The organism is Paenibacillus sp. FSL W8-0919 (assembly GCF_038003785.1).
In the GTDB taxonomy this organism is placed as follows: domain Bacteria; phylum Bacillota; class Bacilli; order Paenibacillales; family Paenibacillaceae; genus Paenibacillus_AQ; species Paenibacillus_AQ lactis.
The window spans coordinates 3,541,533-3,554,069 of sequence record NZ_JBBOPV010000001.1 but is presented as its reverse complement, the minus strand read 5'-3'; the positions used below and the strand labels follow the sequence as shown (position 1 = coordinate 3,554,069).

Genomic DNA, 12,537 nt, shown 5'->3' with positions numbered 1-12,537 from the left:
TCTCAGGTCAGGAATTAAGCCTTGTATTCCTTCCCGGTAATCACCTTAAACTCCGACGCTGAAATAACGCCGAACTGTACGTAGAGTCGAAGCTGCACGTCCGAAACCCATTTTTTCTCGTAGTAGTAAGACAATCTTTCGAAATCACTATTGAACATTCGGTTCTCCCCCTGTTCCATTAGCTAGTAGTTTCAATTCCAGCGCGGCCAACATTTGACCTAACGCCTGATTTTGCGACTGCAAATCAAGAATAGCGATATCCTTTTTAACAAGCTCTGCACCCAATACAGCGTTTTGCTGTTTAAGATCAAGGGTCGAGAGGTCGAGCTTTATCTGCTCGGTCCCTAAGGTGCCGATCGTAAGCTGCTGCTCGGCGTTCGCCGCCCTCACTTCGACCAGTTCCGTTCCCGAGGATTCGATTGCTTCCTGCTGCTCAATGGTTTGCTGCCGGATCACCTCGACTTCCTCCGCAAGCAATTCCAGTTCGGTTGGCTCCTTCGGTTGCGGACGCGTAATCTCCTTGATCTCCTCAGGTGTTAACCCTTCGATCCAAAGCGTCGGCATCTTGGGAGGTACGTAAGCCGGCGGTTCTCCGCGCTCGTCCTCCGGCTGCGCTTGCCATTCGTCATAGGCTACACGATAAGCCGATTCCGCGGCCTGCAGCTCGACCTGATACGTCTCCCAAGCTGGGATATCGAAGCGCGGCCGGAATAGACCGGGCGTAACCGGCACACCGATGATGTAACCGGCGATCACGGGATCCGGAGCTTCTCCCGGCTGCTCATCTTCTGGAGCTGGTTCCTGCTCGGTTTCGCCCGGATCGGCTGGCGGCTGCGGCTCAATTTCCGCATAAAAAGGGACGACACCTGAAAAGGCATCGTCCACCAACTCGTCCTCCAAATAGAGTCCGTCTTTATTTACTCTAGGTACAGCTTTCATGTAATGCCTCCTTTATTGTTCGGGTACGAATGATATACCGTCCAAACTAATCCATGCTTCAGAATCCCACGCCCCTGCCCAGTTGAAGTAGATATAACCATCAGCAAGCACATCTACACGATTAGCCCCTGCACTAGTACACACCGGAAATATCAATGGGTGCTTAGGTCGGAACCCCTCAACTAATCTAAATATGGTAGACACTATAGGTCCCCCTTGTACAAGCCCTGTCAGATGGACAATGCCAGCAGAATCTTTGCGGTACCCGACTGTTTGGTAGGATGGATACTGCTTCCAGCCGTTCAATAGTGTTGGTTTGATCAAGACAGCGGGTGTGTCTTTCTCAACCTTCCGCTGCATCAGCACGGATACAGCGGTCGTATTCTGCTGAATTGTTTTCGCCAGGTCTTTCAGCATTGCCTTTTCGTTGGCTGCGTATGATCCGGTGAATGGTACGATAGGCGACGTATCCAGCATCAGGTACGTAACGGAATAGGCAGCGGATGTATCAAAGAGACTATTTTCAATCCTTGCTTGCACTAGTCCGTATATGTCTTGAAATCCCGAATCTACGGGTTCATAGCGCCATCCGGTATTTTGCCGCGCGTTTTTATAAATAGTTAGTATTTTGCTCGGCCTATTTTTCAAAGGATAGCTAGGAATAGTTCTCCCGTTGAGCCACGTATACCCATTCGACCAAACGACAGGGTTTACGCTCTCCCGAACGACCAGCCCCGTCCCAACCTCGATCTGGTTATCGCCTTCATTAAACGTCAGCATGCCTTCGAATACAATAGGCTCGACCGTTGGCGTGGCGAGTTGGTATACGAGTTGGTACGGCTGCCAATAGGTGTTGGTTGGAGCAGGGGTCGTCGGCAATGTAATTCCGACATCCTGCCAACCATCTAAACCTGAAGGTGTACGGTATACCCACGCTTTTGTTCCCGAACCCGTGTAAATAGCGCTACCACTTCCGCCAGCAGGATACATCTTGTACCCCATAAAATACGCCTTAATCTCGTCCACTGTCGGCGCGTAGTTGTCACCCCATCCGCTGTCGGCATTAGATACTGAAATATAAAAATCAGTAAAGCCAGAGGAGGTATTGAAATGCGCCTTATCGCCCTCAGTTAAACTTTCTTTAGGAGAGAGGATAGCCCCGTTAAATTTGGTCAACAAAAAACTGTTCCAATTTACGGAAGGGGCAAGAGATCGTATTGATAGTATCTTATACCCCGGCGCTGACGGTCCATACACCCAATCCTGCCCGCCGTCTAAAACTAACTTTTTCCACTTCGCCAGCTTGAAATACTGCCCGTCCTTCTCGAATACCTCGTCAGCATTCGCACCTGTCAGCGGATCCGCGTATAAATCCGTCTGCAGCGCGAGCATAGAGTCCTCGCGTGGTTTGAAACCTAAGTCTTTTGTTCCATGAAAGAGACGCCAATTTTTAAAATGGTAGTTACCACCTATTAACGAATTATTAATAAGTGAGCCATTGTTCCAGTAAAGCGCTGTTTGATTTGTGATATAAACCCGAATTAATGAACAGCCTACGGGAACGGTTATTGTAGCAGGTATATTTGTTGGGAAATAGTCCGGATTCTTTAACCACTGAGTGTTCGATATTGAGCTAGAGTCCTTAAAATACTCGAATCTTATAAAGGCGTTATCCGCTACTGTGTCCACCGCTGCCGTGTAAGAGTGTCCAGGTATAACTGTGACATCAAAATATACCCCTTTGTCCACATCCTTAGCTACGGCTTCTCCGCTAAACTTTATTTCAAATGGACCAGATACTGTCACAAGAGATACGTCATGGCGCCCGTTGATCTTCGCATCTGGATATCCATAAGCGAGGTTCTCCCCGTACCGGATCGCATACGGATTTCGGACTGGCTGGACGCTATCGACATACGGATACTTGGCGGCGACTTGTTCCGGCGTCATGCCGTCGAGTGCGGCGTATTCTGCAGCTGAGATTTCGTAGGCCCTTAGATTTTTAACCCAAGCATATTGACCTACTTCTCCCTCCGCAACAACCTCTAAACTCCCGGTTAGGTCTGTTAATGGTGCGAACTTTGTTGCTATCGTTACATATTTAGCAGAATCCCGTGACGTTATTAAAGCCGTCATGTTTGATCCTGCCCCCGCCGTTTGTACGACCATCTCTTTTGATAGATTTCCGTTCTTTACTTCTCCCAAAAGAATATACTTTTTTTCAGCTTTGTAATACATAGGTCTTACAGCTATCGCACCAGTACCTACCTGTAGTGTTATCTTTGACGCTCCAGAGTCAGCAACAGCAGTTACCTGATAAAGAGTTAAGGTAGAAGGATTATATGCCCTTCCGATTCGTCCCGCTAAATTAACCAACGTCCGACCCTTAATCCCGCTCAAGGAAAAGGCCGCGTTACGGTGTGCGTTGAGGATCTGCATCCCGGCGTTTAGAACGACGTCTTGGCGCTGCACAGTATCGAATCGGTTCTTGCTCTCATCTCCTAGTGCGGTCAAACCGGCGGAAAGTTCGCTAATGTTGCCAATGGTGGTATCGTGGTCATAGGCGGTAAAGTAGCGCGCAACCTTCGTTCCCATGGCCCAAGACTGCGCAGTCCCTTGAAATCCCCTGGTTACCCCGCTGAGTTCATCCCCGGTCTTTTCGGTATACAGGATCGTTTCGGCTGCTTCGTCCGTTCCGATCGTGAGCAAATTTGGGGCATCCGGAAGAACCGATCCGTCCGCGACCTGGATCGTATCCTGTGTTGCATCGATCGCGGCAGCCAGCTCGGTCCCCGGGCTATTGACTTGCGCCGGATACATTGTCTTCATCTCAACATCCTCCTTACGCCAGCGTCAGTACAATTTGACCGGTCAACATCTTATAGATGTCGTTCGTCAAAATGCTGCGCGGTGTCTCCAATGCTCCGAAGTAGAGCAAATTCCCGCCGGTTGCCGCATCCCGGATCCCGATGTGGGACACCTGCCCCCAGTCCGCCGTGGCTGTCGGCATGACGACATCGGCACTGTTTTTCATGGTCGGCTTCAACACCGTAACCCGTTGACCTGTCGTCGGGTGATAAATGTTGTATGTCTCGATGGTCGGCGCGCCGAACGTAATTTCTTGCCGGGCGTAACCGCCGCCGGTTACCTCTTGGCCCGTGTCAGCTGCCGTCGGGTTGCTGGTGTATAACGCCAAATAGACCTTGGCCGGCCTGGTGTACGCAGTGTTCTGGAACACCTGATTAAGGAGCGCCGAGGCTAAATAATTGGACATGTTCATCTGTCACTCATCCTTCCATGAGGTATTCATTACGGATTTTGAAGCTTTGCAGCGTGGTCGTTCCGATGTTGGTCAGTACAATAACGGGGCTAGCTCGCTCATCCCCGATCGACTGGACATTGACCACCTGGGGCGACCGAGTGATGGTCAGCTCCGTGATCCGCTCGTCGCTCTCTGGGAACGGATCGTACATCTTCAGCGGGATATCGATTACCCGGTTCCCGGTCGACTCGTCCCAGCTCATCGTGCCTCGGTACTGAGCGAAATAATGCTTGCCCGGCCGATCGGAGAATACGAGATCCAGAACGCCGCGCCGGGTGTTGAATTGTCTCATTAGCAGCGATACCGTGGTGTCATAGTCGCCGGTAATAAAAAAAGCCAGACCAATTGGCCGGGCTCCATATGTGCTTCCGAAATCAACCTCACCGTCCCGCTCGGCGATCTCCACGGTGTTCTCCGTCGCTTCCGGCAGGCCGGGGATGCTCCGGCGGACCAGCACCGCCCCCGTTTCGGAAATCCACTCTCCATTCACGGATACATCCATCTATTTCCCACCCCCTGTCATGGCAAGACGTCGGTAAGTCCGCTCTCGTTCGGTGTAAAGGATCTCCGCATCCGCTGGATCCTGCACCTCAACTCGATCTATCGACATATCGATGTGATTGATCGTCTGCATGACCACTGGCTCCGATTTGCTGGCCGTCGGCGCTGCAGCCTGCCCGCTAACCAACTTCCAAAGCGTGTTTTGCTGTTCCGGGTTTAGATACATCTCGCCTGCATGGGCGATCACCGGTACCGCCTCTCCTGGGCGTCCCTGGACGATGCCACCATCCTTGAACGCCTGCAGCTTACCGGTATCCTTATCAATCCCATACAACCTTCGGAGCTCCTCGTTTCGGGCAGTAAGGCGCGCCATCTCCGCCGTATCCCCGCGCGCCTTGGCTGCGGCCCAGGCATCCTTATTCGCATTGTATTCCTGCAGGTCCAGTTCGGCCTGGTTCGTCTTGCTTTGACCAGAAACCTCGGCCATCTTGGACAGTTTAGCATTATACTCCGCGACGAACTGATCGAGATCCGCCAGGATCTGCTGGTTGGCTGATTCATTGGCACCGACCCGGAAATCCTTGATCGCATTCTCGATAAACTGCACGTCATTCTGGTGATTCTCGAAGGCATTCTTCAGCGCTTCATATCGAGCCTCGGTTTCCTGTCTTTCGTCATCGAAAGCTTTCTCTCGCTCGTCCTTCTCATCCACAAGCTTCTGCTTCTGATCTTCCAAGTCTCGCTTGCGGAGCTCCCGGCTACGCTCGAGCTGCATCCGCTCGATCTCCACTGTAATATCGGCCAGTGCCTTCTTACCTTCCGGCGATACAGCAGTACTCAATTCCTGCTGACGGGCTAGTTTTTTGGCTAACTCGGTCTCGTAATCCTCGTCGACATTGAGTTCCTGCTCCTTTGCGATCAAGTCGTCGATTGCCTTAATCTTCTCATTCTGAGCATCGACATAGGCCTTCTTGCGCTTCTCAATCGCATCCAGCTCAGCTTTCAGTGAATCATCCAGACTTTTCTTTTGAGCATTGAAAAAGTCGTCCGTCTCTTTCTTGAGATCCTGCATCTGCGCTTTGCGGGCCTTGTAAACTTCCTCATCCGCACGTTTGTACTCTTCCGAGTTTTTATCGTACCGGTCACGTACTCGAGTCCAAGCAGCCAGCTTCATTTGCTCAATCTCTTTTTCTGTTTTACCGGCCTCTTCCATCCGACGTTCTTCCTTCGCGATCCATTCCTCCGAGTCTGTGAATTGGGCTCGCCATAGCTCTTTCCGAGCGCGATACACCTCTTCATCAGCTTTCTTGTACTCTTCACTGCCCTTTTTGTATCGATCCCGTACTCGAGTCCACGAATCGACTTTCATCTTCGCAATCTGCGACTCAGTCTTGTAGGAATCCTGCATGCGTCGTTCTTCTTTGCTGATCCATTCCGAGGAGGCCTCGTACTGCGCCTTGGCTAGCTCATTCCGGGCCCGATACAATTCCTCGTCGGCCGCTTTATAAAACTCGCTGTCCTTCTTATAGCGATCACGAACCTTGGTCCAAGAGTCCACCTTCATTTGAGCAATTTGGACCTCGCTTTTATATGACTCCTCCATCTTGCGCTCTTGGCGGTCGATCCAAGTGGCCGAAGCTTCATAATTCGACTTGGCGCTATCCTCCTGCAGGCGTTTCATCTGCAGGTTAAGCTCACGTTGGTCCTCAATGGTTTCCTTCAAATGCTGCTTATGATTCGCCTGGATCTTCTTGAGGGCCTTCAGCTGCTGCTCAGCTGTCTGATCGTAAAATTCAGCATTGTACCGTGCCGTGGCCATCGCTGCGTCGAAAGCAGCCTGACGTTGTTCCTTCGCGAGCTCGGCTGCAGACTTGCCTTCTTTCTCTTTCTGTTTTTTCGCTTTCTTCTTTTTCTTTTTATCGTCATCGTCATCACCGCCGCCTCCATAATTCGGCGGTTTGTAGGCAAAGGCGTCCAGGTTACCGGTAGTCAAATTATTCAACGCCCGCTCAGCCTCCAGCTCAGCGTTAGCGTATTTATTCTGCTCCTCTGCCATCTTCGCTGCAGCCGCATTCGCTTGAGCTTGTACACCGGCGGCCAAGATGCCGCCAAGCATCCCCCCGACCCGTGCCAAGGTGCCCTTACCTTCGGTCATCCCAATATCCAGGGCTTTACCAGAGATCGAACTCATCACCCGGGCTAGGGCCTGGTAGTTTTTGATTTGTGCTTCGACCGCTGCCTTTTGAGCAGCGGCAGTCTCCTTCAGATTGGAGATCTGCGCCTTGGCGCTCTCAACAGAGGCCGATACGAGATTCTTCTCAATGCCAATTTGCTGAGCAACCAGATCCACATTGGTGATCCGGATCCGCCCCTCCTCGTCCATGAGCGCATGTAAGCCTGGATATTGTTTCTTCAGTGTATTGGTGATCGCCACAAGCTCCTGTTTCTGGGCTTCATCCACCTTCTGAACGGCGTCCAGCTCCTTGTAACGCTTCAGCGTTTTCTCCATCTCAAGGATTTTGCTGTTCTTAGCCGCGACATCCTGCATTTCTGCCTTGGCCATATCAAGAAGGGCCGGCGTCGATTTCTCCGCTTGTTCCCTCATTTTTTTAAGGGCCACAGCGGCTTCTTCCGCATTGCTGAAATCCATATCTCGGAGCTGCTTGTCGATTTCCTCCAGCGCCTTCCTCGCCTCATTCATCTCTTTGATCGCTTCTGGAGGGATGCTGATCCGGGTTCCAGCAGCAACGTCTGTCGGCATCGCTTTCTGAGCTTCATTCAGGCGCTCCTGAGCTTTGGCCCGCTCCTCCAATAATGCATTCAGAGTCTCCGTATCACTCTGTAATTTCTTTAAATCTTCCGCCGTTCGGTTGGCCGGGGATTCGGCGAGCTTCTTGTTCAGCTCTTCCTGGTTCTGCGCAAAGGTCAAAACCGACTCCGCTGCCGCATCAGCAGCCAATTTGTACGCCCCGACGCCGGCAGCGGCCACTGACAATATCGTCACGACCCAGCCAACTGGCCCCATCGCGATGTTCATAGCTCGTAGCGCCGCCGTAACGGCCCCAATAGCAACCGTCAAGGTTCCCAAAACCGTGACCAGACCCAGTACCGTCACCGAACTGGCTGCGATACCAGCGACCACCTCTTTGTTTGCCTCGGCCCACGTCACAAATTCCTTAATCATCGGCGTAAGCTTTTGCATGATCTGTTCTAAAATCGGAAGAAAAGCTTCACCAAGCTCCACCCGAGCCATTTCGACCGTTTGGTTGAAAGTAGCCTGCGTTCCCGTATAACCGGTCATTGCCGAGTCCGCGTTGCCGGCGAACATCGCCGATTCCTGCATAATGCCGTTGTAAGCCGCTTGGATCTTCTGCGCCTCGGTCAGCTTGGCTGCTGTTGTGCCAATGGATTTCGCGTATCGGTCATACATCACGGACAGGTTGGTCGTAATGCCAGCCGCGTCGGTCAGATCGGAGTTCCCCATCTTAATCCCCTGGGCCACCTGGCGGATCGCTTCGTCCCAAGTCAGATGCGCTTCCCGGTTGTATACGGCAGCGTCAGCTGTGGCTGTCATGATCTCCTTGGTTTGTTCTAGCGTTAATCCGGCAGTAAGGTACGTCTTTACGGTATCCGCCATAGCCGTTCGGCTCAGCCCCCAGCGATCCGACAGCTCCTCGGCCAGACCAATCGACTGCTCTGTATCGAGATTAAGCGACTTGGATACCTCCGTTAGGCCTTGGTAAGATTGTGCCAGCTTATGCGCCTCGTCAGACAATACCTTCATGGTCTGCGCGAGCTTCATAGTGGCCATGCCAGTCCCAAGGGATGTCAAGCCGGTTGCTAAACCGTCGAGCCCCCGCTGAGTCTCTTTCGCTTCACGGGTCGTTTCCTTCAGCTCTTGTTCAATCTTATCGATGTGCTTAGCATCCAGGCCAATCAAACGAAGCTGCTCCCGAACCTGCTCTAATTGCTCCTCGAGCAATTCCGGATTGGTGCTTTGGATGGCCTTATTGATCTTGTCGATCTGGCCAGAGCTAAGGCCGATCTCTTTCAAGACCTGGTTCAATCCCTCCAAGCCATCCCCGGCCTTCTGCGCCTGATCTTCAAGATCCCAAATTTTCTGCGCCGTCTGGTCCGAGGCTTGGGTCAGTTTTAATAGTGCTGTTTCCGTGCTCAAGATCTGCTCCTGCAACTTGCTCTTCCGCTGTTCATTAAACGTATTATCATACGATTCTTTGAGCTCGCTGAGCTTTTTCCGCTGGAGATCAATTTTGGCGTTGGTATTATCCAGTTCCGCCGTGAGCCGGGTGATTTGGTCCTTAGAAGAGCCAATCTTACTGAAAGCCGAGTCCATGCTTTTAATTTCCGTCGCCGTCTTCTTACCTTGATCACCGAGCCCGGCAATCTCGTTTTTCACCGCTTTAATCTCGGCCTTGAGCCCCTGTGCTTCCGCTGTCATACGAGCTCGCAGCTCTCCGATCTCCACAGCCATCCTACATGCCTCCCTCCATCCGCGCCAGCTGCGCTTGATATTGTTCCTCCGCCGATTTTGGCGACTCTGCCGGCGGCTTCGGCAGCATGCTGGTGATCCGCTTAACGATCGTTCCCCTCGCCTTTTTGTCCACCAGATGAGGGTACGATACGATGTCGATCTGCATCAGCAGTTCTTCGGCCCGGGTCTGATCCTTCATAATCAGCATCTTAGGAAGGTCGACGAAATAGTACTCGTTCTCGACTTCGTTCTGGGTCTTTCCGAGCACCGCGCAGCAGCGCAAAACAAATTCATCGTAGGTTATTAAACGTCGGCCCGATCCATCCGCTTGACGATGCTCTGAATGAACTGCTGCGCTATCGGAGGAATCAGGCCGTTCAAGTTTTTTAGAGCTTCGTTCATGTCGTTCTTTTCCCAAGTCAGCCGGAGAAACTCCGTGCATTCCCCTAAGGCGGCATGCTCATCCAAGTACTCTAGGGGAAGATCACTGAGGAGCGAAGTCAATTCATAAATTTCATCTATGGTAACGTCCGCGGCGGCCACAATGAACACCGCTCGATCATTTTCGGGAGTCAGGAAAAGCTTAACGAGGTAATCGCCAATGGTACCAATATGGTCCGTCAGCTTCTTGAGTCGATTTCGGGTTAGCTTGGGGATCATAACCCGCTTGCTGCCAAGCATGACATGCTCTTTTTTTCCAAGGTTAAACATCCTTGATCATTCCTCTCTCAGGAAATAAGAAAAAAGGAGAAGGCCTGATGATTAGCCCCCTCCTTGCGTAAGAATCGATTATGCCGTTGCTGTAATGTCGCCCCATGTATAGAGCAGACCTTTCGGCGTTGCCGTAAGCGACGGGTAAGCCATTGCCGATACGGTCAAGCGTAGGTTGTTGTCCAGAACAAAGGCTGCGTTCATGTCGAACTTAATGCCAACTGACTCGATGTAAATGTAACGCGCTGGATCCAAAACTCCCTGCGGCTTGATCACGGCGCGGCGACGAGGCAGTTCTTTGCCCGCTAATCCGGTGACTTGGTACTTCACCTTGTCCGGATCGGTAGCGTCAACAATCTTAGAAGAGTTGGGGTTGTATTTGATGACTTTTTCGAAGTCCATGTCTGGCGTCTCAAAGTCGATGGACCCGGTCGTTCCTGTCGAAATAGATTTGACAGGAGCCGTGCCAGTCTGGTCCGTGGTAGGCTCGAAATAGGTTGTCGTCGTGGCGAACGTAATGCCGCCTTGGGTCAGATCGATGACGATGCCGTCGGGTTCAAGCAAGCCGTCTTCGCCCACGCCCCATTCGAAAATACCAGGGCCTGCGTAAATCTGATTCACATCACTCATGGTTGTTGCTCCTCCTTAACGTAAAATACAAAATTGGTTGAATACATCGGTCGGTCCTGGTCGTCGAGTCCGAGCGGTATCGGACTGGACTGAGCGGCTGTACTGGAATAGACATGCGTGTTACCGGCCATGTAATTGCTCCGTCGATGCAACAGCCTGATCAGCTGCTTGGCAAGCGACTCAGCGGCCGCCATGTTTTCCGGCAACGCCTTGTATGATTTGCCCTTCACGATGATCTGAAAGGTCAGCCGCTCGGTCGGTACATACTCATGCGGAGCGTAGCCTCCGGTTCCGAAAATGAACAGGCAGGGAAGTTTGGATTCCGGCAGCTCGGCCGGAATGAAGTTCGGGTCCGGAAATACGGAAAAACCGGCATCTGTCAGATACGTAATCAAGTCATTTGCGAGCATGTTTATCCTCCCTCCAGGACGCTCTTCAGCTCCTGCAGAATGAGGTCTTCATTCATCTTCAGGGCGTTCTCCAAGAACTTCTTCCCCGGCATATAGCCTCCATGAGACGGTTTGCTCCTTGTCTTCTCACCTGGTGTCATTTCCACGATCGCGCCGCTTTTCGTGCGACGGAAGCCTTCATGCTGGACCACAGCGTATCCATCGACTTCAGGGCTTGTCCCTATGTCAATGTACAACCCCGTAATCGCTCGCATGACCTCACCTACGATAAGAGCAGCCTCAAGATCGCCTTCATCGACCGGGGCCAGTCGCTTCGCATCATGGATTACTTTTAAGGCCAGTCGGGTCAGCACGGTCTCCAAGCGGCGATCCAAATCGTCCTCCATCCTCTCCAACCGATCGACCATTGCCTCAATCCCCTCGAGGCTGAAGCTAAACAATTTATGGTCGGCCATAAACGATCACCTTCTTCACGTCGTCGGTACCGAGATACTTCCTGACTTCAAAATGAGCGACATCGCAACGGATCTTCATGCCGAGTTCATTCTCATATTCAAAATAATCGTCGAAGGTGACAGCTTGCGGGCCTTCCAGATGAATCTCGTATCCGATCATAATCTCCTCGCCGCGGGCATTCCGGATCAAACGCTGCTCCTCGACCACCTTCGCCGCCTTGACGGCACTGGTAGGCGGTTGCGGCCTTCCCCAGTCGTCTTTACCTCCAACGTGCCAATGCGTCACCGTGGCTGGGTATCCAAACAGGCTCATATCAAGGCACCGCCATATTGCCGCTGCGCCGCTTCTTCGGCTGCCTCCTCGGCCAGTTCGTCTGCGGTAGGCCCGAGCAAGGCGCGGACGTCTGGGGCAACGTCAGGGCGTTCACCGTCCTTGTAGCTGATCGACTCACCATTATCCGTCACCGTCTTGACGTTATGCTTCTGGTACTTGAGCGCTGGGTCGATCCCCTGCAGCTCCCATACCGTTTGAAACGCAACGATCGAAACGGCCATCGGAGTAATGTCAGGGTACCAGCGAGCCAGATTCCGCTCGGCCTGAACGACAGCCACAGACTGTTTCTTCTCCGTGGCACGATCCCAAGCGTCCGTATCCAGCATATTGGCCGAGATCCAGGCGCCAACCTCTTGAGGATCCATACCTATCACCTACTTCTGTTCGGCTGCTTCGATTTCTTTGGCGAGCGTCGCAGCATCCTTTTCATAAGCATCCGCGATACCAAGCTCGAACGCTTTTTCCTGCAGCTCCTTGAGCTTGAGCTCAGCCTCCTTCTCGGCGATGCCTTCCTTCAGCTTGGCCTCTCCAAGACGGCCGGCGTTTTGTACGCCCAACGTTTTTGCCCGCTCTCGTAATTCCTGCAGCTCCTGGTCGCCGTCGCCTTCTTTATCAAGAGAATCTATTTCCACGGCAACCTCCGCCGAAACAAGCGACTTGCCGATTTCGTCTTCGACCTTGCGGAGTTCATCACCGGGCTTTTTCCAGTCACCCTTGTACTTCGCCACTCCTGTGATTTTCAA

The 12,537-nt window shown here is 52.3% G+C and carries 14 protein-coding genes; all 14 read right to left on the bottom strand.

What is annotated here, in order from left to right; genetic code table 11:
- Positions 1–14 precede the first annotated feature (14 nt).
- Positions 15–158 carry an XkdX family protein gene (locus NST44_RS16175; protein ID WP_007132826.1) on the bottom strand — a complete coding sequence of 48 codons (144 nt, stop codon included), beginning with the start codon at positions 156–158 and terminating at the stop codon, positions 15–17.
- Positions 148–939: a hypothetical protein gene (locus tag NST44_RS16170; RefSeq protein ID WP_007132825.1), complete on the bottom strand. Its 792-nt coding sequence runs from the start codon at positions 937–939 to the stop codon at positions 148–150. The genes NST44_RS16175 and NST44_RS16170 overlap by 11 nt, the downstream gene beginning before the upstream one ends.
- A gap of 12 nt (positions 940–951) precedes the next feature.
- On the bottom strand, positions 952–3,768 hold the full coding sequence (locus NST44_RS16165; protein ID WP_007132824.1) for a hypothetical protein: 2,817 nt from the start codon (positions 3,766–3,768) through the stop codon (positions 952–954).
- A 13-nt stretch (positions 3,769–3,781) separates the two neighbouring features.
- Positions 3,782–4,219: a phage tail fiber protein gene (locus NST44_RS16160; RefSeq protein ID WP_007132823.1), complete on the bottom strand. Its 438-nt coding sequence runs from the start codon at positions 4,217–4,219 to the stop codon at positions 3,782–3,784.
- A 7-nt stretch (positions 4,220–4,226) separates the two neighbouring features.
- Positions 4,227–4,763, bottom strand: a complete 537-nt coding sequence (locus NST44_RS16155) for a phage tail domain-containing protein (RefSeq protein ID WP_007132822.1) — start codon at positions 4,761–4,763, stop codon at positions 4,227–4,229.
- Positions 4,764–9,254 carry a hypothetical protein gene (locus NST44_RS16150; protein ID WP_340900128.1) on the bottom strand — a complete coding sequence of 1,497 codons (4,491 nt, stop codon included), beginning with the start codon at positions 9,252–9,254 and terminating at the stop codon, positions 4,764–4,766.
- Between the two features lies 1 nt (position 9,255).
- Positions 9,256–9,537 carry a hypothetical protein gene (locus NST44_RS16145; RefSeq protein WP_340900127.1) on the bottom strand — a complete coding sequence of 94 codons (282 nt, stop codon included), beginning with the start codon at positions 9,535–9,537 and terminating at the stop codon, positions 9,256–9,258.
- Positions 9,538–9,557: 20 nt separating this feature from the next.
- The gene (locus tag NST44_RS16140) at positions 9,558–9,965 is read right to left on the bottom strand and encodes a hypothetical protein (protein ID WP_210094638.1); all 408 of its coding nucleotides are present in this window, start codon (positions 9,963–9,965) and stop codon (positions 9,558–9,560) included.
- A gap of 78 nt (positions 9,966–10,043) precedes the next feature.
- Positions 10,044–10,595, bottom strand: a complete 552-nt coding sequence (locus tag NST44_RS16135) for a hypothetical protein (protein ID WP_144866263.1) — start codon at positions 10,593–10,595, stop codon at positions 10,044–10,046.
- Entirely contained in the window at positions 10,592–11,005 is a 414-nt protein-coding gene (locus NST44_RS16130) for a minor capsid protein (RefSeq protein WP_340900125.1), read from the bottom strand. Before NST44_RS16130 ends, NST44_RS16135 begins: the two co-directional genes overlap by 4 nt.
- Positions 11,006–11,007: 2 nt before the next feature.
- Entirely contained in the window at positions 11,008–11,460 is a 453-nt protein-coding gene (locus tag NST44_RS16125) for an HK97 gp10 family phage protein (RefSeq protein ID WP_340900124.1), read from the bottom strand.
- The gene (locus NST44_RS16120) at positions 11,447–11,773 is read right to left on the bottom strand and encodes a hypothetical protein (RefSeq protein ID WP_210094642.1); all 327 of its coding nucleotides are present in this window, start codon (positions 11,771–11,773) and stop codon (positions 11,447–11,449) included. Before NST44_RS16120 ends, NST44_RS16125 begins: the two co-directional genes overlap by 14 nt.
- Positions 11,770–12,159: a hypothetical protein gene (locus tag NST44_RS16115; protein ID WP_340900123.1), complete on the bottom strand. Its 390-nt coding sequence runs from the start codon at positions 12,157–12,159 to the stop codon at positions 11,770–11,772. Before NST44_RS16115 ends, NST44_RS16120 begins: the two co-directional genes overlap by 4 nt.
- A gap of 9 nt (positions 12,160–12,168) precedes the next feature.
- Positions 12,169–12,537, bottom strand: coding sequence for a hypothetical protein (locus NST44_RS16110; protein WP_340900122.1), 369 nt, complete (start codon positions 12,535–12,537; stop codon positions 12,169–12,171).